Genomic DNA, 22,529 nt, shown 5'->3' on the forward strand with positions numbered 1-22,529 from the left:
GAAACCCGCGGGCCTTTCGGTGTGCGGTGAGCAGGTGTGGTGGGGCCACATGTGTCAGGCCCACACACACCAGGCGCGGATCAGTCGTCCACCAGAACCGCCCGCTCGCTCCAGCAGAACACGTGTGCCACGAGTGGCTCCACGACGCCGGCGCCCGGCACCTCGTTGTCGAACCAGCGGTCGACGCAGGTCCAGTGGAAGGGATGGCCGAGATACTCCCCGGTCAGGCCCTCCACATCGGCGAACTCCTGCTCCCAGCAGTGCGTCCAGCGGCTCGGCGTGCGCTCCTGGTCCACCCGGCTCAGCGCCCACGAGCGGATCGTGGAGATGTGTGCGGGCATGGCGAGCAGCTCCGCCTCCAGGCGTGCGACGAGTTCCGCCGCCGTGCCGGGCCGTACGGCGAGCAGCAGCGTGCGCTTGACCCGCTGCCCGTCGAGCGGCACCACAGACCAGTGCATCGGCGTCAGCGCCACCGCTTCCAGCGGCTCGGGCAGGCCGAGCCCGGCGGCGACCTCGGCCGGCGACCGTTCGGACGTGAGGTCCCAGGTGGCGCCCAACCCGCCGAAGCTGCCCGGCAGGTCGGGCCCGACCGCCGAGGCGGACACCCCGGCGGCCGTGCCCGCCTTCTCGTACGACTCGCTTCCCTCGGCGGGGAGCAGGGCCACCCAGCGGGTCATGCGGGCACCTCCGTTGCAGCTGCACCCAGGGCCACCGGCTGGAGCACCTGGCGGTCCCGGTCCAGGGCGAGCGCGTCCGTACGCGCCCAGAACTCGGGGACGCGCGGGTCGCGGTTGGCCGCCGAGCGCGAGCCGTAGAACGCACGGTCGTCGCGCAGCGACCACAGGACGCGGACGGCCACCGTGTCCGGGCCCGTCCAGCTCTGCCACAGCCGCTGCAGGGACATGCCGCGCTCGCGGGCGCCCGGCAGGTACTCGGTGCGCCAACTCCGCAGCCAGGCTTCGACGTCGGACGCGGCGAGGACCACGAGGTCGAGGATCTCGACCCCGCCCTCAGGGGCAGGTTCACGGTTCATGACAGCTTCTCCAGGACCTCGGAGCGGTAGCGGTCGATCTGTTCGCGCAGGGCGTCGAGGCCGCGCGGGCCCGCGAGCCCGTCCGCGCCGCCGATGCGCGGGGAGAGGACGAGCCGGCCGGCGCCCGCGGCGACGTACCGGCCCACCCACGACGGGTCGTCGGCGCGTTCGGGGCTGCACGACCCCGGCCACACCGTGATCTCGACGGAGTCCTCCGCCCGCCCCGCCCGCCGCGCGCAGTCGCGCAGCAGATCGGCCTGGCGGGCGAAGTCCTCCGGGGTGATCGTGTACGGGAACCAGCCGTCGCCGATCCGCCCGGCGCGCCGCACGGCGGGGTCGCTGTTGCCGCCGAGCACGACGGGCACCGCCCCGCTCGCCGGCCGGGGCAGCGAGTGCAGGTCCTCGAAGGAGCAGTGAACTCCCGTGTACGAGGCGGGACTTGACGACCACAGGGCCCGCATCGCGCCGATGCCCTCCTCCAGGCGGCGGCCCCGGTCCCGGTAGGGCACGCCGACCGCCGCGTACTCCTCCTTCTGCCAGCCGATGCCGAGGCCGAGCAGGAGGCGGCCGCCGGTGAGCCGGTCCAGGGTGGCGGCGCGCTTGGCGAGCACCACCGGGCTGTGCAGCGGGGCGACCATCATCGCGGTGCCGAACCGCAGGGTGTCGCAGGAGCCCGCGATGAACGCGATGGTCTCCAGGGGGTCGGGCATGGGCACGGCCCCGGAGCTGCCGGGTATGCGCCCGTCGGCCGCGTACGGATAGAGCGGCTCGTAGCTCTCGGCCACGGCGACGTGCTCGACGGTCCAGAGGGACTCGACGCCGCACTCCTCAAGGGTGCCCGCGAGGTCGCGGAGGAACCCGCCGGACGTGATCAGACCGTCGGCGAACGGGGCCATCATGCCGAGTCGGATCATCGGCCCGCCCCTCTCAACGCACCAGGCGCGCGCGGAGCTTGAGCAGCGTCGACCGGTCGAGGCCGAGGCCCTCGGTGAGGTAGCGGCCGAAGCTGCCGTGCTCGCGCTCCACCTGGTCGAGGGCCGCGTCGAGGTAGTCCTCGCGTACCTCCTGCAGGGGGATGAGCAGGTCCGGGTTCTCCATGTAGCCGCCGGCCTTCAGGCCCTCGCGGGTCTTGCGGTCGGCCTCGGCGCGGTACTCGTTGGACTTCAGGTAGTCCTTCTCCGCGGTCTCCTCCGACACGCCCACGGCGCGCAGCAGGACGTACGAGGTCCAGCCGGTGCGGTCCTTGCCGGAGGTGCAGTGGAAGAGGAGCGGGGCCTTCCCGGACTGCGCGAGGTCGCGGAGCGTCGCCGCGAACTGGGCGCGGGTCTCGGCGGAGGTGACGAAGGAGCTGTAGATGTCCTCCATCATCTGCTCGGCCTTGCCGTCGCCGAGCATCTCCTGCTGCTTGACCGGGTCCTTGGAGCCGATGGCCTCCATGGTCTTGGCGTACAGGCCGTTGTCGTTGACGGGCCGGGCCGTGACCTCGACGCCCTTGGGCAGCCGGTCGGCGCCGTCGCGCTCGACCTCGAAGGGGACGCGGTAGTCGACGACGGTACGCAGGTCCAGGTCGCCGACCTTCCGCACGTCGGCGTCGGTCAGCTTGCCGAGCGAGTCGGCGCGGAAGACCTGCCCGGCGCGCAGCTGCCCGCCGTGGGCGGTGCGGATTCCGCCCAGGTCGCGGACGTTGACGGCGCCTTCGAGCTCGACGAGGCCGCCGTTCGACGTACGGCTGTGGGACACGGGCTTCGCCGGGGCGTCGGCGGACTTCGGCGCCTCGGCGGACGAGCAGGAGGTGAGGGCGCCGAGCAGCGCGGCCGAGACGAGACCGGCGGCGGTGGTGCGGCGGATTCTGGTGGTACGCACGGAGATCAACTCCTGGGCGTGGTAGGGAGGTTCAGGGGTGCGGTGTACGTGTGCTGTGCGTGTGCGGTGTTTCCGGTGCGGTTCAGGGGTGCACCGCCCCAGTGCGACAGTGCCGTTCAGGTGCGGTGCAGTGCGGTACAGGCGCGGTGCGGGGGCGGGATGCGGCGCCCCCGCCGCGGTGTTCCAGGTGGCGCTCTGGCGCCAGGAAGCGCTCAGGCGCCCGGCACGGGCAGCGCGCGCAGGGTCGCCTCGGCCTCGGCCATGACGCGGTCGACGAGCTCGGCGCACGAGGGCAGGTCGTCGATGAGCCCCGCGACCTGGCCCGAGGCCATCACGCCGAGATCGGTGCGGCCCTCGACCATGGAGGCCTTGAGCAGCATCGGGGTGTTGGCGGCGAGCAGGATCTGACTCCACGTCATGTCCTTGCCGTGCTTCATCGCGAGCCCGTCACGGACCAGTTGGGGCCAGCTCATCTTGGTCTCGCGCCGGAACGCCGACGCGTGCCGCACCGCCCGGAGCAGCGAGCTGACCCGTCCGGACCGCTCCAACTCCTCGACCAATTCGGTACGGAGCATCCGGTGCGGGAGCCCGTCGACCTTGGTGGTGACGGTGACGTCCTTGACGGTCGCCGCGAGGTAGCGGGCCTTGACGGCGTCCGGGACGGTCGAGTCCGAGGTGAGCAGGAAGCGGGTGCCCATCGCGACCCCGGCCGCCCCGTACGAGAGCGCGGCGACCAGGCCGCGCCCGTCGTGGAAGCCGCCCGCCGCGATCACCGGGATGTCCACGGCGTCCACGACCTGCGGAAGCAGCACGGTCGTCGCGACGTCACCGGTGTGCCCGCCGCCCTCGCCGCCCTGCACGACCACGGCGTCCGCGCCCCACGCCGCGACCTTCTCGGCGTGCCGACGCGCACCGATGGACGGGATCACGACCACCCCGGCGTCCTTGAGCCGGGCGATCAGCTCACGCGAGGGGGCGAGCGCGAACGACGCCACCTTCACGCCCTCGTCGACGATCACGCGCACGCGCTCCTCGGCGTCTCCCGCGTCCGCCCGCAGATTCACCCCGAACGGCGCGTCCGTACGGGACTTGACCTCGCGTACGGCCGAACGCAGCTGGTCGACCGTCATGGTGGCCGAGGCGAGAATGCCGAGCGCGCCCGCGTTGGCCGAGGCGGAGACCAGGCGCGGTCCTGCCACCCAGCCCATCCCGGTCTGCACGATCGGATGCCGTACGCCGACCAGTTCGGTGAGCCGGGTCGGCAGGGTGAGGTCGCTCATGCCGTCGGCACCTCGCGCTCGCGCAGCCCCTTCGGGTCGAGCACCTCGCGGATCAGCCGGAGCTCCTCGGCCTCGGGCTCGCGGGTGTACGGCACGTCGTCCGGTACGACGAGGTCGAAGCCGGTGGCCTCGCGCACCTGGTCGACGGTGACGCCGGGGTGCAGGGAGCGCAGCCGCATCGACCGGTCCGGGGTCTCGAAGTCGAACACGCCCAGGTCGCTGATGACTTCGGGGATGCGGTGGTAGCGGGTCGCGGCGGGCCCGGCCGCGGCGGCGCTGTCGTAGCCGACGCCGCTCACCATGTCGACCTTCTCCACGAAGACGCGGGTGGAGTGCTTCGGCACCCAGTAACTCGTCGGGTTGTTCAGGGTGTTGACCGGCGCGCCGCGCACCCCGAGCAGCTGCCGCTTGGGCTTCGCCCAGTCGCCGATGCAGGAGATGTTCTGGTTGCCGTGCCGGTCGATCTGCGAGGCGCCCATCATCACGTGCCGTCGCCCCATCGCGACCAGGGCCAGATGCTGGCGGTACGGCAGCCAGCCCTCCACGACCTCGGCCTTGGCGCCGACCGCCGGGACGTCGCCGATCAGCATCGCCTCGCCGTCGGTGAGCAGCAGCTCGGGGGAGAACGTCAGCTTCGCGAGCCGGGCGCCGATCGTCGGGACGGTGCCCATGGGGGTGGCGAGCACCTCGCCCGCGCCGCGCCAGGCCTCGGCGCAGGCCACGACGCAGTACTCGGCGCGAGTAGCGGTGATCGTGCTGCTCATGCGGACTCCTCCTCGTGGAAGGCCGTCACCGCGGCCTGGTACGTGTCCTCGTCGCCGGAGAGGAACCGCGCGACGAACGCCTGCCAGGCCTCGGGGTCGCGGGCCGCCTTGGCGTAGGCGCGCTGGAAGGCCTCGTCGCGGTCGTAGTCCGGCGCGCAGGACGTGAAGTGCGCGCCGTTCGGGGTCTCCACGACACCGTCGACGAACGCCCGCTTCACCAGGAGCGTCTGCGGTCCGGCCTCCTTCAGCAGGTCCGCGCTGTCCACGACCCGCTCGCACGAGACGTACGCCGTGTCCGCGGCCTCGCAGAACAGGTCGTCGAAGTACGGGTCGGGCCCCAGGTACTGGCCGTTGCCCTGCGCGTCCGCGCGGTTCAGGTGGACGAGCGCCGCGTCGAGCCGCAGCGCGGGCGCGGCGACCAGCTCCTCGCCGTCCTCGTACGGCGAAGTGACCGTGCGCAGCGCGGGGTTGACCTTCAGCAGGTCGGTGCCGAGGCCGGCGCGGATCGGCATGAACGGCAGCCGGTGCGCGGCCGCGGTCAGGCCCCACATGAACATGGCCTCGTCCAGCTCGACGAACTCGAAGTCGCCGCGCTGCCGGGCCGCGCCGAAGTGCGGCTCCAGCGGGATCGAGTCGAGCGTGGCGAAGGCCGCGACGACCTTGCGGACCTTGCCCGCGGCGGCGAGCAGGCCGAGGTCGGGGCCGCCGTAGGAGACCACGGTCAGATCGGTGAGGTCGGAGCGCAGCAGCGCCCGCACCAGGGCCATGGGCTTGCGCCGCGAGCCCCAGCCGCCGATGCCGATGGTCATGCCGCTTCGCAGGCGCCCGACCACCTCCTCGGCGGTCATCGTCTTGTCCCTGCTCATGACTGGTGCTCCTTTCCGGTGCCGGCGGCGGTCGAGCCGTTCGACGAGGGGGAGTCGCCGAAGGTGTCGCGCACCCGGTCGGCGACCCCGCTGAGGTTGGCCTCGAAGGTGAAGCCCTGCTCGAAGCGGTAGCTGCGGCGTACGTCCACGGGGTCGATGCCGTTGATCGCGGCCTTGGCGAGCCGGATCAGATAGGCGTCCTTCGCGGCGATCTCCCGCGCCAACTCCAAGGCAGATTCCATGAGTTGGGTGCGCGGCACGACCTCCCACACCGAGCCGTGCCGGTGCAGTTCCTCCGCGGTCGCGGTGCGCGAGGTGTAGTACAGGGCCCGCATCAGGTGCTGCGGGACGAGGCGGGCCAGATGCGTGGCCGCGCCGAGCGCGCCCCGGTCCAGCTCGGGCAGGCCGAACGTGGAGTCCTCGCTGGCCACGATCGCGTCCGCGTTGCCGACGAGACCGATGCCGCCGCCGAGGCAGAAGCCGTGCACCGCGGCGACGACGGGGACCTCGCAGTCGTAGACCGCGGCGAACGCCTCGTAGCAGCCGCGGTTGGCGCCGATCAGCGCCTCGTGCCCGTCGGTCCGCTGGACCTCCTTGATGTCGACGCCCGCGTTGAACCCGCGCCCCTCGGCGGTGAGCACGACACAGCGCACCTTCGGGTCGGCCCCGGCGGCGCGCACCGCGGCCGCCAGGTCGTACCAGCCCTGCACGGGAAGGGCGTTGACGGGCGGGAAGTCCACGGTGACGACCGCGATGCCCTCTTCCGGGGCGGAGGTGGAGACACCCATGAGCGAATCAGCTACCTTTCCACCAAACGTTTGTTAGGCGGAACATAGCAGCGGTTCGCCCGCTGCGGGAGGTGTCCATTGGCAGCGATCATCGATCTGTCCGGAACGGTCGCCGTCGTCACCGGCGGCACCCGGGGCGTCGGAGCAGGCATCACACGGGCGTTCCTCGAAGCGGGCGCGGACGTCGTGACCTGCGCCCGCCGCCCACCGGAGAAGCCCGTCGAGGCAGCCGGGCGCACCGTGCGGTTCCATGCCCTCGACCTGCGCGACGCGGACGCCGTCACCGCCTTCTTCACGCAGGTCAGGGAGGAGTACGGACGGCTCGACACCCTCGTCAACAACGCCGGGGGAGCCCCGTTCCGGATGCTCGGCGAGGGCGGACCGGCCCGGCACGCCAGGGTCGTCGAACTGAACCTGCTCGCCCCGCTGACCGCCTCGCTCGCCGCGTACGAGGTGATGCGCGGGCAGGCGGGCGGCGGGTCGATGGTGATGGTCGGCAGCGTCAGCGGCACCCGGCCCTCGCCGGGCACGGCGGCCTACGGGGCGGCCAAGGCGGGCCTGGAGAACCTCGCCGCCTCCATGGCCGTGGAGTGGGCGCCCGAGGTGCGGGTCAACACCGTCGTCCTCGGCCCGGTCCGCACCGAGCTGTCCCACCTGCACTACGGCGACGAGGACGGCATCGCCGCCGTCGGCCGCACCGTCCCGCTCGGCCGCCTCGCCGAGCCCGCCGACGTGGGCGACGCCTGCGTCTTCCTCGCCTCGGACCGGGCCGCGTACGTCAGCGGGGCGAGCCTGCACGTCCACGGCGGCGGGGAGCGGCCCGCGTTCCTCGACGCCGCCAACGTCAACAACTGACGGCTGCCGGGCGGGAGTTGAGCAATGTCACCCGCCCCCACACCCTCTAGATCGGGAGTCACCATGAGCACGAGCACGGGAATCTGCGCCGGCCGCGTGGCCGTCGTCACCGGAGCGGGCCGCGGCCTCGGCCGGGCGCACGCACTCGCCCTGGCCGCCGAGGGCGCGAAGGTCGTCGTGAACGACATCGGGGCCGCGCTCGACGGCAGCGGCGCCGCCGCCGGGCCCGCCGACGAGGTCGTCGGAGAGATCCGCGCGGCGGGCGGCGAGGCCGTCGCGCACGCCGGCGACATCGCCACCTCCGACGGCGCGGCCTCGCTGATCACCACCGCCCTGGACGCGTTCGGCCGCCTCGACACCCTGGTCAACAACGCGGGCTTCCTGCGCGACCGGATGCTCGTCAACCTCGACGAGGACGACTGGGACGCCGTCATGCGCGTCCACCTCAAGGGCCACTTCCTGCCCCTCAAGCACGCCGCCGCGCACTGGCGGGCCGAGGCCAAGGCGGGCCGTACGCCCGATGCGCGGGTCGTCAACACCAGTTCCGGGGCAGGCCTGTTGGGCAGCGTCGGACAGGGCAACTACTCCGCGGCCAAGGCGGGCATCCTCGGCCTCACCCTCGTCGCCGCGGCCGAGATGGGCCGCTACGGGGTCCAGGTCAACGCGATCGCACCGGCCGCCCGGACCCGGATGACGGAGCAGACCTTCGCGGACACGATGGCGGCTCCCGAGGACGGCGCCTTCGACGCGATGGCCCCGGAGAACGTCTCGCCCCTCGTCGTCTGGCTGGGCTCCGAGTCCTCCGCGGGCGTCACGGGCCGGGTCTTCGAGGCGGAGGCGGGCCGCATCACCGTCATGGAGGGCTGGCGCCCCGGCCCCACCGCGGACAAGGGCGCCCGCTGGACTCCGGCCGAGGCGGGCGAGACGGCCCTGAAGCTTCTGTCCGATGCGGAGAAGCCGCAGCCGGTGTACGGGGCGCGCTGAGAGGAGTACGGGATGAACACCTCACTCAAGGACAAGGTGGCCCTCGTCACCGGCAGCAGCCGCGGCATCGGCAGGGCGATCGCGCAGCGCCTCGCGGCCGAGGGCGCGACGGTGGTGGTGACGGCACGGGCCAACGCCCCTACGCCGTCGACGAGATCGGGCCGGGACGACATCCTGCCCGGCACCCTCGACGAGACCGTCGCCCTGATCGAGGCCGCCGGCGGACGCGCGTACGCCATCCCCGCCGACCTGGCGGACCCCGCGGCCCGTGACGGCCTGATCGACCGGGTCGTCGAGCGGGCGGGCGGGCTCGACATCCTGGTCAACAACGCCGGGTACGCCGACTACGCCCGCGTCGAGGACATGGCCCTCGACACCTTCGACCGCACCCTCGACCACTATCTGCGCATCCCGTTCGCGCTGTCCCGGGCGGCGATCCCGCAGCTGCGGGCGCGCGGCGCGGGCTGGATCGTCAACATCGGCTCGGTCACCGGCGTGAGCCCGCAACGCCCGTACCGCGCCTACAACAAACGCGGCGGCGACGTCATTTACGCCTCGGCCAAGGCCGCCGTCCACCGCTTCACCTAGGGCCTCGCGGCCGAACTCCTCGACGACGGCATCGCGGTCAACTGCGTAGCCCCGTCAACGGCGATCGCCACCCCGGGCGCGGCGTCCCTCATCCCCGACGGCTACGAGACGGAACCCGTCGAATACCTCGCGGAAACAGTCCTGGCCATGTGCACGGCCCCGGCAGAAACCCGCACAGGCCTCCTCGCCTTCAGCCTCCACTACCCGCACCATCACGAGTTGGAGGTGCACACCCTCGACGGCCGCGGTCTGCTCCCACGCCGAGAGCCCCCGCCTTGGGCCAACCCGAACATCGACCCTTCGGGCCTGTAGGCCAGGGGCGCCCCGCTGGGGGCGCCCCACTTTTTTGGGGCGCGGGGAACTGCGCGAGCAACCACGACGCACCCGCAGTGGCGAGATAGGGGCGCGGGGAACTGCGCAAAAAACGCACGACGCACCCGCACCCGGCAACGAACCCAAGGCACGCACCCCCTTTCCCGGTGAGCGGGAATTCGACCTCCCCCCAACGCCGACCCCCCACCTAACCTCGCCGCACATCCCACCCCCGCCCCCGCGAGGACACATGCTTACCGACCACCAGAGGCAGCACGCCGCGGAGATCCTGCGCTCCGCCGAGCAGCGTCGCGCACCGGTCGCCCCGCTGATCGAGGCGTTCCCGGAGATCGACACCGAGGACGCCTACGAGATCCAGCTCATCAACATCCGGCACCGCCTCGCCGCCGGGGCCGAGGTGCGCGGGCACAAGGTCGGCCTGTCCTCGCCCGTCATGCAGCAGATGATGGGCGTGGACGAGCCGGACTACGGCCACCTCCTCGCCGACATGGAACTGCGCGAGGACCGCCCGGTCCCGGTGGACGCGTACTGCTACCCGCGGATCGAGGTCGAGGTCGGCTTCGTGCTCGGCGACGACCTGCCGGGCGAGAACTGCACCGAGGCGGATGTGCTCGCCGCCACCGAACGCGTCGTGCCCGCCCTGGAGTTGATCGACAGCCGGATCCGCGACTGGCGGATCAGCATCGCCGACACCATCGCGGACAACGCCTCCTCCGCCGGCTACGTCATCGGCGAGGGCCGCGACCCCCGCGAACTCGACCTCAAGGCCGTCGAGGCCCGCCTCACCAGCGGCCGCGACCTGCTCGCCGAGGGCCGCAGCGACGCCGTGCTCGGCGACCCGACGACCTCCGTCGCCTGGCTCGCCCGCACGGTGGCCCGCTTCGGCGTGCCCCTGAAGAAGGGGCACGTGGTGCTGCCCGGCTCCTGCACACGGGCCGTCGACGTGGCGGCGGGACAGACCTGCACCGCCGACTTCACCGGGCTCGGCCCGGTCTCCCTCTCGTTCACCTGAGGTGCCCATGACCCCCAAGACCAGCCCCGACCCCGCCCGTAAGAGCACGAGCAACAGCACGAGCACGAGTACGAGTACGAGCACGGGCAAGACCAAGGCGACCGCCGCCATCGTCGGCTCCGGCAACATCGGAACCGACCTGCTCTACAAGCTGCAGCGCTCCGAACTCGTCGAACCCCGCTGGATGATCGGCGTCGACCCGGACAGCGAGGGCCTCGCCCGCGCCCGCGCCGCAGGCCTGGAGGCCAGCCACGAAGGCGTCGACTGGCTGCTCGCCCAGGACGAGCTGCCCGACCTCGTCTTCGAGGCCACCAGCGCCTACGTGCACCGCGCCAACGCCCCGCGCTACGCCGAACTCGGCATCAAGGCAGTCGACTTGACGCCCGCAGCCATCGGCCCGGCCGTCGTGCCGCCCGCGAACCTGCGCGAGCACCTGGACGCGCCCAACGTCAACATGATCACCTGCGGCGGCCAGGCCACCATCCCCATGGTGTACGCGGTCTCCCGGATCGTGCCCGTGGCGTACGCGGAGATCGTCGCCTCGGTGGCCTCCGTATCGGCCGGGCCCGGAACGCGCGCCAACATCGACGAGTTCACGCGGACCACCTCGCGCGGCATCGAGACCATCGGCGGCGCCGAGCGCGGCAAGGCGATCATCATCCTCAACCCGGCCGAGCCTCCCGTCATCATGCGGGACACGGTCTTCTGCGCGATCCCCGAGGACGCCGACCGCGAGGCCATCACGCAGTCCGTGAAGGAGATCGCCGAGCAGGTCGCCACGTACGTACCGGGCTACCGGCTGCGCAGCGAGCCGCAGTTCGACGACCCCCGCCCGGAGAACGGCGGGATGGCGCGCGTCGCGCTCTTCCTGGAGGTGGAGGGCGCGGGCGACTACCTGCCGCCGTACGCCGGAAACCTCGACATCATGACCGCCGCCGCCACCAAGGTCGGCGAGGAGTTCGCGAAGGGCATCCTGGCATGACGAACCACAACGCACAGGCGTACTCGGACAGCCTCGACATCCGCGTCACCGACTCCTCGCTCCGCGACGGCTCGCACGCCAAGCGGCACCAGTTCACGGGCGAGGACGTACGCAACGTCGTCGCCGCTCTCGACGACGCCGGGGTGCCGGTGATCGAGGTGACGCACGGCGACGGGCTCGGCGGCTCCTCCTTCAACTACGGCTTCTCGAAGACGCCCGAGCAGGAGCTCATCAAGATCGCCGTGGACACCGCGCAGCGCGCGAAGATCGCTTTCCTGATGCTGCCGGGCCTCGGCGTGAAGGACGACATCAGGGCCGCGCACGGCAACGGCGCGAGCGTCTGCCGGATCGCCACCCACTGCACCGAGGCCGACGTCGCCGTCCAGCACTTCGGCCTGGCCCGGGAGATGGGTCTGGAGACCGTCGGCTTCCTGATGATGGCCCACTCGACGACGCCCGAGAAACTCGCCGAGCAGGGCCGCATCATGGCCGACGCGGGCTGCCAGTGCGTGTACGTCGTCGACTCGGCCGGCGCCATGGTCATGGACGACGTGACCGACCGAGTGGCCGCCCTGAAGGCCGAGTTGGGCGACGACGCGCAGATCGGCTTCCACGGCCACGAGAACCTCGCCCTCGGCACCGGCAACTCCATCGCCGCGATCAAGGCGGGCGCCCTGCAGATCGACGGCTCCACCCGCCGCCTCGGCGCGGGCGCGGGCAACACCGCCGTCGAGGCCCTCGTCGCGGTCTGCGCCAAGATGGGCATCCGTACCGGCATCGACGTACTGAAGATCATCGACGCGGCCGAGGACGTGGTCCGGCCCGTGATGGACGAGGAGTGCCGACTCGACCGCATGGCCCTCCTGATGGGCCACGCCGGGGTCTACTCCAGCTTCCTCAAGCACGCCTACCGGCAGGCCGAGCGCTATGGCGTCTCCGGCGCCGAGATCCTCCTCAAGGCGGGCGAGCGGCGCCTCGTCGGCGGCCAGGAGGACCAGCTCATTGACATCGCCGTCGAACTCGCAGCGCAGAACTGAGCACCGAGCACCGAACCCTCAGCAGCACCGAGCACTGAGCAGTACCGAGCACTGAGCCGAAACCGGAGGACGGGATGACTGCTCTCAACGAAGAGGTCCGGGTCATCGATGCGGGCAAGCCGCCGACGCGCTTCGCCCGCGGCTGGCACTGCCTCGGCCTCGCCGAGGCCTTCAAGGACGGACAGCCGCACGAGATCGAGGCGTTCGGCACCAAGCTCGTGGTCTTCCAGGGCCAGGACGACGGCGAACTGCACGTCCTCAACGCCTACTGCCCGCACATGGGCGGCAACCTGGCCCACGGCACCGTCAAGGGCGACGCGGTGGCCTGCCCGTTCCACGACTGGCGCTGGTCGGGCAACGGGCGCTGCGCCGGCATCCCGTACGCCCGCCGGGTGCCGCCGCGCGCCAGGACCCGCTCCTGGACCACCCTGGAGCGCAACAAGCAGCTCTTCGTCTGGCACGACCCCGAGGGCAACCCGCCGCCCGCCGACGTCACGATCCCCGAGATCCCCGGCGTCCACGGCCCCGAGGCGGGGGAGTGGAGCGAGTGGACCTGGAAGACGCTCCGCGTCGAGGGCTCCAACTGCCGCGAGATCGTGGACAACGTCGTCGACATGGCGCACTTCTTCTACGTGCACTACTCGTTCCCCGAGTACTTCAAGAACGTGTTCGAGGGCCACATAGCCAACCAGTACATGGAGTCGAGCCCCCGCCCCGACCTGGAGCTCGGCACCCTCAGCGCCGGGAACCTGCGCTCGGACGCCTCGTACTACGGCCCCTCGTACATGATCGACTATCTGTACAGCGACGTCGGCGGCGGCCTTGAGATGGAAGTCGTGCTCATCAACTGCCACTACCCGATCGACGAGAACAGCTTCCTGCTGCAGTACGGCGCCATCGTCAAGAAGCTGCCCGGCATGACCGACGAGCAGGCCGACGACACCGCGCGCCAGACCGCCGAGGGCGTGGCCGTCGGCTTCGAGCAGGACGTGGAGATCTGGAAGAACAAGACCCGGATCGACAACCCGCTGCTCACCGAGGAGGACGGCCCGGTCTACCAACTCCGGCGCTGGTACGAGCAGTTCTACGTCGACGCCGCCGACGTGAAGGACGAGATGACACGCCGATTCGAGTTCGAGATCGACACCGAGCGGGCCAACGAGGCCTGGCGCGCGGAGGTGGCCGAGAACATCGAACGCCGCCGCGCCGAGCAGCCGGCAGCGACGGGGACCGGAGCCTGACATGCAACCCGTGGAGTGCCTGACCTGTGGCAACCAGGTCCTGTGCGAGAAGTTCAGCCTGGCCCACACCTCCGTGCAGTGGACCGCCGACGCGGCCGTCGCCTGCGCGGAGTTCCGCGACCAGGTGGCCGCCGAGGGCGGCAGCAGCGCCCGGATACGGACCTGCGGCGGACTGCGCGCCAGCATCGAACGGGCCGTCGACACAGGGGAGTTGGAGGTCCTCGATGTCTGAGCCCGACGCCGCCGCCGCGCCCTCGCCGCCCGCCCCGTCCGCGGGCCCGCACCGGCTGCGCGTGCGCGTCACCGAGGTCGTCGCCGAGACCGCGGACACGCACTCCCTGGTCCTGCGGCCCGCGCCCGAGGACGCGGACCGCTTCGCCTACCGGCCGGGCCAGTTCCTCACCCTGCGGCTGCCCGGCGCGGACGGCCGCCCCGCCGCCCGCTGCTACTCCCTCTCCAGCTCGCCGCACACCGGCGAGCCCCTGAAGGTCACCGTGAAACGGGTCGCGGGCGGCCAGTGCTCCAACTGGGTCTGCGACCGGGTCGCCGCCGGGGACGAGATCGAAGTCCTCGCCCCCGCCGGCACGTTCACCCCGGAATCCCTCGACGACGACCTGCTGCTCGTCGCGGGCGGCAGCGGCATCACCCCGGTGCTCTCGATCGCCAAGTCGGCCCTGTCGAGGGGGCAGGGCCGGGTGGCGCTCCTGTACGCCAACCGGGACGACGCCTCCGTGGTCTTCCGGGACGAGCTGTGGGGGCTGACCGAGCAGTACCCGGACCGCCTCGTGGTGATCCACTGGCTGGAGACGCTCCTCGGCCTGCCCGACATCGGCCGCCTGTCCGCCGTGCTCGCCTCGTACGCGGGCCGGGACGCGTTCCTCTGCGGCCCGCCGCCGCTGATGGACGCCGCCGAACAGGCGCTCCGGGCGGCCGGAACCCCGGGCGACCGCATCCACCGCGAGCGGTTCTTCTCCCTCAGCGGCGACGTCTTCGACACCCCCGCGCCCGGCCCCGTCGTCGCCGACCCGGCCGCGGCGGTCCGCACCGCGCAGGTGGCGCTCGACGGCGAGACCCACACCGTCGACTGGCCCTCCGGCACACCCCTGCTCGACGTCCTGCTCGCCGCCGGGGTCGACGCCCCGTACTCCTGCCGCGAGGGCGCCTGCGCGGCCTGCACCTGCCGGGTGGTGAACGGCGAGGTGAAGCTGCTGCGCAACGAGGTCCTCGACGAGCAGGACCTCACCGACGGCTACGTCCTGGCCTGCCAGGCCGTACCCCTCACGGAACGGGTCGAGGTCACGTACGACTGAGGGCACGTCAACTTCCGTACGGACAAGGCGAGATGGTGAAGGGGCGGACCGGGATGCCGGTCCGCCCCTTCACCGCTGTGCCGACTCGCTCACCGGCCGGTGCAGCTTACTGGCTGGTGCAGCTCACTGACTGGTGAAGCCGCCGTCCACGACGAACTCCGAACCTGTCGAGTAACTGGCCTCGTCCGAGAGGAGATACAGCACCATGTTCGCCACCTCCGCGGGCTGTGCCTCCCGCTGGATCGGCTGCTGCTTCGCCTTCTCGTGCGAGCGGTCCGAGCCGGCCGTCATGGGCGTCGCCACGAACCCGGGGTGCACCGAGTTGACGCGGATGTTGTCCGGGGCGAACTCCTGCGCCGCCGCCTTCGTCATGCCGCGCACCGCCCACTTGGACGCCGTGTAGCTGAGGATGTGCGAGAACGCGACGAGCCCGCAGGTCGACGAGATGTTGACGATCGAGCCGCCGCCCGCGGCGCGCATCGACGGCAGCACCGTCTTCATGCCGAGGAACACGCCGACCTCGTTGACGTCCATCACACGCCGGTAGTCGGCCTCCGTCATGTCCTCGATGGCGCAGCGGTGCACCAGACCGGCGTTGTTCACCAGGCCCGTGATGTGCCCGAACGCCTCCTCCGTACGGGCCACGGCCGCCTTCCAGGCCGCCTCGGACGACACGTCGAGCTCCACGAACAGGGCGCGTTCCGGGCCCAGTTCGGCCGCGAGCTCCTTGCCCTCCGACACGAGGACGTCGCCGATCACCACCTTCGCGCCCTCTGCGACGAGCCGCCGTACGTGCGCCTCGCCCAGGCCACGCGCGCCGCCCGTCACGACGACCACCTTGCCGTCCGTCCTGCCGCTCATCGAGAGACCTCCGTAAGCCGATGGGTGTGGGTCGTCGTGATGCTCGCAGCGGCCCCCGCCGGGTGGCTCGCGGAGCTTCCCACTCACCGGGAAACCGCACTGCCGCCCACGCGCCCGTACGGGCAGGCTCGACGCACGCCCCGCACCGACGGGGCGCCCGACCCTGTTCGGCCGACCGCAACCAGACCGCAACCAGGAGGACCCCCATGTCCGTCGATCTGACCGGAAAGGTCGCCCTCGTCACCGGCGCCGCGCGCGGCATGGGCGAGGCCGAGGCCCGCCTGTTCGCGGCCCGCGGCGCGAAGGTCGTGCTCACCGACGTCCTGGAGGCGGAGGGCCGGGCCACGGCCGCGTCGATCGGACCGGCCGCCCGCTTCGTACGCCATGACGTCACCGACGAGAAGGACTGGACCGCGGCCGTGGCCGCCGCCGTGGACGGTTTCGGCCGGCTCGACGTCCTCGTCAACAACGCCGCGATCTATAGCACTTCACCCCTCGTCGACGAGGACCCGGCGCGGTTCGAGGCGCTGCTCCGCGTCGACCTGTCCGGCCCGTTCCTCGGCATCCGCGCCGCCGCCGGGGCCATGCGGGACAGCGGCGGCGGGTCCATCGTGAACATCTCCTCGCAGGCCGGCCTGCAGGGCATGTGGGGGCACGGCGCGTACGGGGCCGCGAAGTGGGGGCTGCGCGGCCTCACCAGGACGGCCGCCCTGGAGCTCGGCCCGGACGGCATCCGCGTCAACTCCGTCCACCCGGGCGCCGTCGACACCGCCATGACCGCCCACCTCGGCACCAAGGAGCACCCGGGCGCGCCGCTCGGCCGTGTCGCCGACCCGGCGGAGGTCGCCGCGCTCGTCGCCTTCCTCGCCTCCGACGACGCCTCCTACCTGTCCGGGGCCGAACTCGCCGTGGACGGCGGGGCGTCGGCGGGCAAGATGCCGGTCTTCCCGCAGCGGGGGACCGAGGCATGAGCCGGGGTTTGAGCCGGGGAATGAGCCGCCCCGTCGGCCCCGCCCCCGAGGTCCAGGCCGTCATCGACCTCGCGACCGCCAACTTCCCGCCGCTCGGCGCGGAGATGACCGACATCGCCGAGGTACGGGCGTTCTTCGCCGCCCGCCCCCGGCCCGCCGTCGCCCCGCTCCCCGTCGCCCACGTCACGGACACCGACGCCGACGGCGTGCCCGTACGCGTCTACGACTCCGGCGTGGACGAGGACGCGCCGGTCGTGCTGTTCCTGCACGGCGGCGGCTTCGTCCTCTGCGACCTCGACAGCCACGACGCGTTCTGCCGCGCGACGGCCGACGCCACCGAGGCCGTCGTCGTCTCCGTCGACTACCGCCGGGCCCCCGAACACCCCTTCCCCGCAGCGCCCGAGGACGCGTACACGGCCCTCCTGTGGGCCGCGAAGAGCTACCCGGGGCGGCGCATTGCCGTCGCGGGCGACAGCGCGGGCGCCAACCTCGCCGCCGTCCTCACGCTGCTCGCCCGTGACCGCGGCGGCCCCGAGATCGCCTTCCAGGTGCTGTACTACCCGATGCTCGACCCCGCGCGCTCCGGTGCCTCGCACCGGGAGAACGCGCACGGGTTCTTCCTCACGGCCGACCACGTGCGCTGGTACTGGCAGCAGTACCTGACCTCCGAGCAGGACGCCGCCGACCCGTACGCGGCCCCGCTGTGCCGCACCGACTTCAGCGGACTCCCGCCCGCGCATGTCGTCACGGCCGGGTTCGATCCGCTGCGGGACGACGGCGAGTCCTATGCGGCGGCGCTCACGGCAGCGGGCGTCGAGGTCCGCCTCGACCGCTACGAGGCCATGTTCCACGGCTTCCTGACCATGGCCCCGACCTTGCCCGACGCGGCCGCGGCCCGCGAGACCGCCTTCACCGAACTTCGTACGGCCCTGCACACGCCCCGCTAGGCGCGCACCGCCTCTTCTTCCCCTCCCCGCCCCTTCCCGAAAGTCCTGCGGAGCTTCGGGGCTCCGCCCCGGACCCCGCTCCTCAATCGCCGGAGGGGCTGAATTTGGGCGGCGACTCGGGCCCCGAAAGGGGCGCGGGGAACTGCGCGACCAGCCACGACGGCGCAGCACCCGAATATCAGCCGACGGCAGTCTTTCGGGAAGGGGCGGGGAGGGGAAGAAGGAAGAGGGCCTTCGCGCGCACGTCGTGGCTGGGCGCGCCCATGCGGTGGAGCCGCATATGTCACAGTCCTGCGCCCCCACCGGGGGGGCACAGACGCCGCCCCCTGGAAGCCTCAGGCCTCCAGGGGGCGGCGTCGTGGGGTTGGGCGCCTCAGCGCGCGATCAAGTCGAACCCCTTGTAGCCGGACGCCGCAACGGCAGCGATGATCTCTCCGTACGCCCCGAACCCGCCCACGAACGGCATGAACACCCGAGGTTTTCCAGGGATGTTGGCGCCCAGGTACCACGAGTCCGCCGACATCATCAACGTCGCCGCCGCCCGCTCGCGGCACTCCCGCACCCAGTCCTCCACCGCCTGCTCCGCCGCCTCGATGGCCACGTACCCGTGCGCGTCGAGGTGGGCGAGGCAGTCGGTGAGCCAGTCCACGTGCTGCTCGGCGCAGAGGATCACGTTGGCGAGCACCGAGGGGCTGCCGACGCCGGCCAGGTTGAACAGGTTCGGGAAGCCGTCCGTGCCGAGCCCGAGGTACGTGCGGGGCCCCGCGCTCCAGGCGTCCTTGAGGAGTTGCCCGCCCCGGCCGCGGATGTCGATCCGGTCGAGGGAGCCCGTCATCGCGTCGAACCCGGTGGCGAGGACCAGGGCGTCCAACTCGACGCGCTCGCCGTCCGCGAGGACCACGTCGTGCCCGTCGATCCGCTCGATCGCGTTCTCGCGCAGGCTGACCAGACGGACGTGTTCACGGTTGTACGTCTCGTAGTAGTCCGAGTCCGTGACGATGCGTTTGGTGCCGATCGGGTGGTCGGTGGGGACGAGCAGGTCGGCCACCGCGGGGTCGTCGATCCGGGCGCGGACCTTCTCCTCCCAGAACGCGCGGGCCGCATGATTGGCCGTCAGGTCGGTGAGCTGGTCCGGGAAGGTCTTCGAGTAGAGGACGCCGCCCAGTTCCCAGCGCTTCTCGTACGCCTCCCGGCGCTCCTGCTCGTCCACGTCGAGGGTGCGGCGCGGGTGCGTCATGAAGGGCGAGCCGCCGCCGCTGAGCCGGGCCAGCCGGCGCCGCTCGGCGTACGTGGCCTTCAGCTCGCGCCGGGCCGCCTCGTCGAGGGGCTTGTTGCCGGCCGGGATGCTGTAGTTGGCCGAGCGCTGGAAGACGGTGAGCTGCGCGGCCTGATCGGCGATCAGCGGCACGGACTGGATGCCGGACGAGCCGGTGCCGATCACGCCGACCCGCAGACCGGTGAAGTCCACGCCCTCGTGCGGCCATTCACCCGTGTGGTACGTGGCCCCGGCGAACGATTCGAGCCCCGGTATCGCCGGCAGATGCGTGCTCGACAGACAGCCGACGCCGAACACGCAGAACCGCGCCGAAAGGACCTCCCCGCCGCCCTCGCCGTCGTCCGTGCGCACCGTCCAGCGCAAGGTCTCCTCGTCCAACTCGGCTGACACGACAGAGGAGTTGAAGGTGAAGCTGCGGCGCAGGTCGAAGCGGTCGGCGACATGGCTGAGATAGCGCATGATCTCCGGCTGCGTGGCGTACTTCTCGCTCCAGTCCCACTCCAGCTGCAGCTCCTCGTCGAAGGAGTACGAGTAGTCGGCGGACTCCACGTCGCAGCGCGCGCCCGGGTAGCGGTTCCAGTACCAGACGCCGCCGACGTCCGCGCCGCGCTCGAACCCCCTTACGCGGTAGCCCAGTTGACGCATCTTGTGCACGGCGTACAGGCCGGTGACGCCCGCGCCGACGACCACGACGTCCACGGACTCGGTGTTGTTGTCGCTCACGTTCGTAACGCTCCTCATCCGGTCTTCGCCTGCAGACGCAGCGCGTTCTTGTCGACCTTGCCCGCCGCGTTGTGCGGCAGCGTGGTCAGGGAGTGGAAGGCCCGCGGGGCCTTGAAGTTGGCGAGCCGCTCCCGCGTGTACGCGGTCAGCTCCGCCGGGTCGATCCGCGCCCCGGCGCTCGGCACGCAGTACGCGACGCCGATCTCCCCGAGCCGCTCGTCCGGCGCGCCCACGACCGCCGCGTCAGCGACGGCCGGGTGGTCGCGCAGGACCTGCTCCACCTCGGCCGGGTACACGTTGAACCCGCCCACCACCAGCATGTCCTTGAGCCGGTCCGTGATCCGCAGGAAGCCCCGCTCGTCGAGCACGCCCACGTCGCCGGTGTGCAGCCAGCCGTCCGCGTCGACGGCCTCCTCGGTGGCCTCCGGATCGTCCAGGTAGCCGTGCATCACGTGCGGGCCGCGGGTGAGGATCTCGCCGGGCTGCCCCGGCGGCGCGTCGATCCGCAGCTCCGTGCCGGCCAGGGCGGTCCCTGACGTACCGGCAAGAGTTTCCGGCGACTCGTGCGGCTCGCAGACGCTCACCACACCGGTCGACTCGGTGAGCCCGTACGCGGTGAAGATGTTCTTCGCCCCGATGAACTCCCGTATCTGGTAGATCAGTTCGGTCGGGATGTTCGCCGCGCCGGTGCCCGCCATGCGCATCGACGACAGGTCGTACGCCTCCCGGCCGGGGTGCTGGATCAGCGAGGTGAACACCGTCGGGGCGCCCGTGAGCACGGAGATCCGCTCGCTCTGGATCCGGTCGAGCATCGTGTCCGCGTCGAAGACCTGCTCCGGGACGATCGTCGCCCCGCGCAGCAGACACGCCACGATGCCCGCCTTGTAGCCGAAGGTGTGGAAGAACGGGTTGACCAGGAGATAGCGGTCGCCGCGCTGCAGGGTGACCGCGGTGGCCCAGGCGTCGAACACCGTGAGTGTCTGCTCGTGGGTGGCGGGCACGCCCTTGGGGCGGCCGGTCGTCCCGGACGTGAACAGGATGTCCGCGCTGTCCCCGGGCTGCACGGCGGCCGTGCGGTCGAGCCGTTCCTCTCCCGTCACCCGCTTCGCGCCCGCGAGGAAGTCGTCCCAGTCGGGCGTGTGCAGGGCCACCGTCCGCTCCAGGAGCGGGAGTTGCTCACCGGACTCGGCGAGCAGCGCCCGGTAGTCCGTACCCAGGAAGTCGTGCTCCGTGAAAAGGAGCCGGGCCCGGGAGCGGCGCAGCATGTCCGCCGCCTCGGCCGCCCGGTAGCGGGTGTTGACGGGCACGAGCACGCCGCCCGCGGCCACCGCGCCGAGCGCCGCCACCGCCCAGCGGGCACTGTTCGGCGCCCACACCGCGACCGCGTCGCCGGGCCGCAGCCCCTGGGCCATGGCCGCCCGCGCGGCTTCGTCGACCCGGTCGCGCAACTGCCTGAACGTCCAGCGCTCCTCGCCGAAGACGAGGGCCTCCTCGTCCCCGTACCTCTGAGCCGCCCAGTCCGAGAGCCGGGCGATCGTCTGCGCGCCACGCATGATCCGTCACGTCCTCCTCACCGTCCCCTCGACGGGGGCCGACGACAACGGTTCGGAGAGTGACAGGCGGAGGCGGCACGGCACATCGGGGAGTTCCCGGCCAGTGGGAATCTGCGGCCCTATCCGGGCCGTAGGCGAAGGAGCGGGCCTACAGGCCTACATCCAGGCGTGAAGGAGCGGGCCTGCGTCCAGCCGCGAACGAGAGCGCCTACATCCAGTCGCTGGAGCGCAGCCACGCCATCATGTCGTCCATCGACTCGCGCGGCACCGGCGGCTCGGCGACCTCCGGCGCCTGGCTCTTCGGCGCCCGGCCCGGACCGAACATCGACTGCCACACCGAGCGCGTACAGCCCGCCACGATCGGGGCGATCCGCTCCAGCTCGCGGTGGACGCCGTTCCCGCACACCGACACCGCCGCGATCGCCCGGCCCGAGCCGCGCAGCGGTGCGGCCACACAGAACACGCCCCGGTACGACTCCTCGTAGTCGAACGCGACCCCGCGCTCCCGGGCCCGGCGCAGCTCACTGCGGAAGAACTCCGGCCGCGTCACGGTCCGCGGCGTGCGCGCCCTGAGGCCCTGCCGGACCACCTGGTCCACCTGCGCCGCGTCACTGAACGCGAGGATCGCCTTGCCGGACGCCGTGCAGTACGCGGGCTGCCGGCCGCCGACCCGCGAGGGCACGCTCGAATCGTCGGACCTGCCGATCCGCTCCAGGTAGACCACCTCGGCGCCGTCGAGCACCGTCAGATGCACCAGGTGACCGGTGGCCTCGTGCAGGGCGTGCAGATGCGGCAACGCCGCCTGCCGCAGCCGGTTGTGGTGCGAGGCGAGCGCGCCGAGCTCCAGCATCCGCATGCCCAGGCGGTAGTCCCGGCCCTCCCGCTCCAGCCAGCCCAGCTGCACGAGTTGGTCGAGGATGCGGTGCGCGGAGGAGCGGGGGAGGCCGGAGCGTTGCACGACCTCGGTGAGCGTGAGGCGGGGCCGTGACCCCTGGAACGCGCTCAGCGCTTTGGCCGCCTTCTCCAACAAGGACAGCGGCGTACTTCCGGCCTCGACAGCATGCGCCGACATCGGCACCTCCCACACGGACAGCCGACAGCACCCTTGCCGCGGCCGCACCTCCAACAGTGCCGGAGACTGTGCCAGCGGCTCCCATCTGCAGGGAAGAGGTATTTCGGTATTCCGTTCCGGAACGGTAGCGCGTAGGTTCCGTCTCGTCACCCTGTCTGTTTCGTCCCGTCCCCCCGCACCGCGACGACCT

Annotated in this window: 24 protein-coding genes; 12 read left to right on the plus strand and 12 right to left on the minus strand. The window is 71.8% G+C overall.

The genetic code is table 11. From position 1 onward, the window contains the following. Positions 1-80 precede the first annotated feature (80 nt). The 8 genes from QIS96_RS33730 to QIS96_RS33765 all read right to left on the minus strand — a co-directional run bounded on the left by QIS96_RS33730 (position 81) and on the right by QIS96_RS33765 (position 6,594). On the minus strand, positions 81-677 hold the full coding sequence (locus QIS96_RS33730) for a Dabb family protein (protein WP_282546645.1): 597 nt from the start codon (positions 675-677) through the stop codon (positions 81-83). Next, positions 674-1,033: an NIPSNAP family protein gene (locus QIS96_RS33735; RefSeq protein ID WP_282546646.1), complete on the minus strand. Its 360-nt coding sequence runs from the start codon at positions 1,031-1,033 to the stop codon at positions 674-676. The genes QIS96_RS33730 and QIS96_RS33735 overlap by 4 nt, the downstream gene beginning before the upstream one ends. Next, positions 1,030-1,947, minus strand: a complete 918-nt coding sequence (locus QIS96_RS33740) for a TIGR03619 family F420-dependent LLM class oxidoreductase (protein ID WP_282546647.1) — start codon at positions 1,945-1,947, stop codon at positions 1,030-1,032. Before QIS96_RS33740 ends, QIS96_RS33735 begins: the two co-directional genes overlap by 4 nt. 13 nt (positions 1,948-1,960) lie before the next feature. Beyond that, positions 1,961-2,896 carry a tyrosine-protein phosphatase gene (locus tag QIS96_RS33745; RefSeq protein ID WP_282546648.1) on the minus strand — a complete coding sequence of 312 codons (936 nt, stop codon included), beginning with the start codon at positions 2,894-2,896 and terminating at the stop codon, positions 1,961-1,963. Between the two features lie 212 nt (positions 2,897-3,108). Then, complete coding sequence (locus tag QIS96_RS33750) at positions 3,109-4,176, minus strand: NAD(P)H-dependent flavin oxidoreductase (protein ID WP_282546649.1); 1,068 nt, start codon at positions 4,174-4,176, stop codon at positions 3,109-3,111. After that, positions 4,173-4,940 carry a CoA-transferase subunit beta gene (locus QIS96_RS33755; protein WP_282546650.1) on the minus strand — a complete coding sequence of 256 codons (768 nt, stop codon included), beginning with the start codon at positions 4,938-4,940 and terminating at the stop codon, positions 4,173-4,175. Before QIS96_RS33755 ends, QIS96_RS33750 begins: the two co-directional genes overlap by 4 nt. Then, positions 4,937-5,806, minus strand: coding sequence for a CoA transferase subunit A (locus tag QIS96_RS33760; RefSeq protein WP_282546651.1), 870 nt, complete (start codon positions 5,804-5,806; stop codon positions 4,937-4,939). Before QIS96_RS33760 ends, QIS96_RS33755 begins: the two co-directional genes overlap by 4 nt. Then, entirely contained in the window at positions 5,803-6,594 is a 792-nt protein-coding gene (locus tag QIS96_RS33765; protein WP_282546652.1) for an enoyl-CoA hydratase family protein, read from the minus strand. Before QIS96_RS33765 ends, QIS96_RS33760 begins: the two co-directional genes overlap by 4 nt. 78 nt (positions 6,595-6,672) lie before the next feature. Here QIS96_RS33765 and QIS96_RS33770 point away from each other — a divergent pair, with 78 nt between their 5' ends. The 10 genes from QIS96_RS33770 (at position 6,673) to QIS96_RS33815 (ending at position 14,936) form a co-directional block, all read left to right on the plus strand. Next, positions 6,673-7,449: an SDR family oxidoreductase gene (locus QIS96_RS33770; protein WP_282546653.1), complete on the plus strand. Its 777-nt coding sequence runs from the start codon at positions 6,673-6,675 to the stop codon at positions 7,447-7,449. A gap of 63 nt (positions 7,450-7,512) precedes the next feature. After that, on the plus strand, positions 7,513-8,433 hold the full coding sequence (locus tag QIS96_RS33775; RefSeq protein WP_282546654.1) for an SDR family oxidoreductase: 921 nt from the start codon (positions 7,513-7,515) through the stop codon (positions 8,431-8,433). A 12-nt stretch (positions 8,434-8,445) separates the two neighbouring features. Next, positions 8,446-9,021 (plus strand): SDR family NAD(P)-dependent oxidoreductase, encoded by a 576-nt coding sequence (locus tag QIS96_RS33780; RefSeq protein ID WP_282546655.1) that lies wholly within the window; start codon positions 8,446-8,448, stop codon positions 9,019-9,021. Positions 9,022-9,168: 147 nt separating this feature from the next. Next, positions 9,169-9,333, plus strand: coding sequence for a hypothetical protein (locus tag QIS96_RS33785; RefSeq protein ID WP_282546656.1), 165 nt, complete (start codon positions 9,169-9,171; stop codon positions 9,331-9,333). Between the two features lie 250 nt (positions 9,334-9,583). Further along, positions 9,584-10,366, plus strand: a complete 783-nt coding sequence (locus QIS96_RS33790; protein ID WP_282546657.1) for a 2-keto-4-pentenoate hydratase — start codon at positions 9,584-9,586, stop codon at positions 10,364-10,366. A 7-nt stretch (positions 10,367-10,373) separates the two neighbouring features. Next, on the plus strand, positions 10,374-11,348 hold the full coding sequence (locus QIS96_RS33795; protein ID WP_282546658.1) for an acetaldehyde dehydrogenase (acetylating): 975 nt from the start codon (positions 10,374-10,376) through the stop codon (positions 11,346-11,348). Continuing rightward, positions 11,345-12,385 (plus strand): 4-hydroxy-2-oxovalerate aldolase, encoded by a 1,041-nt coding sequence (gene dmpG / locus QIS96_RS33800; RefSeq protein WP_282546659.1) that lies wholly within the window; start codon positions 11,345-11,347, stop codon positions 12,383-12,385. The genes QIS96_RS33795 and dmpG overlap by 4 nt, the downstream gene beginning before the upstream one ends. Positions 12,386-12,459: 74 nt before the next feature. Further along, the gene (locus tag QIS96_RS33805; protein WP_282546660.1) at positions 12,460-13,626 is read left to right on the plus strand and encodes a Rieske 2Fe-2S domain-containing protein; all 1,167 of its coding nucleotides are present in this window, start codon (positions 12,460-12,462) and stop codon (positions 13,624-13,626) included. Between the two features lies 1 nt (position 13,627). Beyond that, positions 13,628-13,858 carry a hypothetical protein gene (locus QIS96_RS33810; protein WP_282546661.1) on the plus strand — a complete coding sequence of 77 codons (231 nt, stop codon included), beginning with the start codon at positions 13,628-13,630 and terminating at the stop codon, positions 13,856-13,858. Continuing rightward, entirely contained in the window at positions 13,851-14,936 is a 1,086-nt protein-coding gene (locus QIS96_RS33815; RefSeq protein ID WP_282546662.1) for a ferredoxin--NADP reductase, read from the plus strand. Before QIS96_RS33810 ends, QIS96_RS33815 begins: the two co-directional genes overlap by 8 nt. Positions 14,937-15,059: 123 nt before the next feature. Here the strand turns inward: QIS96_RS33815 and QIS96_RS33820 are convergent, their stop codons facing one another. After that, entirely contained in the window at positions 15,060-15,797 is a 738-nt protein-coding gene (locus tag QIS96_RS33820) for a glucose 1-dehydrogenase (RefSeq protein ID WP_282546663.1), read from the minus strand. Positions 15,798-16,003: 206 nt separating this feature from the next. Between QIS96_RS33820 and QIS96_RS33825 the strand changes: the two genes are divergently transcribed. Together QIS96_RS33825 and QIS96_RS33830 are read left to right on the plus strand one after the other, a co-directional pair. Further along, a complete protein-coding gene (locus QIS96_RS33825; RefSeq protein WP_282546664.1) occupies positions 16,004-16,768 on the plus strand; it encodes a glucose 1-dehydrogenase in 765 nt (254 codons plus the stop codon). A gap of 20 nt (positions 16,769-16,788) precedes the next feature. Continuing rightward, positions 16,789-17,715, plus strand: coding sequence for an alpha/beta hydrolase (locus QIS96_RS33830; RefSeq protein ID WP_282546665.1), 927 nt, complete (start codon positions 16,789-16,791; stop codon positions 17,713-17,715). A gap of 373 nt (positions 17,716-18,088) precedes the next feature. Here the strand turns inward: QIS96_RS33830 and QIS96_RS33835 are convergent, their stop codons facing one another. The 3 genes from QIS96_RS33835 to QIS96_RS33845 form a co-directional block, all read right to left on the minus strand. Beyond that, a complete protein-coding gene (locus tag QIS96_RS33835) occupies positions 18,089-19,714 on the minus strand; it encodes a flavin-containing monooxygenase (RefSeq protein ID WP_282546666.1) in 1,626 nt (541 codons plus the stop codon). Between the two features lie 14 nt (positions 19,715-19,728). Beyond that, on the minus strand, positions 19,729-21,267 hold the full coding sequence (locus tag QIS96_RS33840) for a FadD3 family acyl-CoA ligase (RefSeq protein ID WP_282546667.1): 1,539 nt from the start codon (positions 21,265-21,267) through the stop codon (positions 19,729-19,731). A gap of 208 nt (positions 21,268-21,475) precedes the next feature. Next, on the minus strand, positions 21,476-22,339 hold the full coding sequence (locus QIS96_RS33845) for an IclR family transcriptional regulator (protein ID WP_282546668.1): 864 nt from the start codon (positions 22,337-22,339) through the stop codon (positions 21,476-21,478). Between the last annotated feature and the right edge of the window lie 190 nt (positions 22,340-22,529).

It is taken from the genome of Streptomyces cavernicola (assembly GCF_029968035.1).
Taxonomy (GTDB): domain Bacteria; phylum Actinomycetota; class Actinomycetes; order Streptomycetales; family Streptomycetaceae; genus Streptomyces; species Streptomyces cavernicola.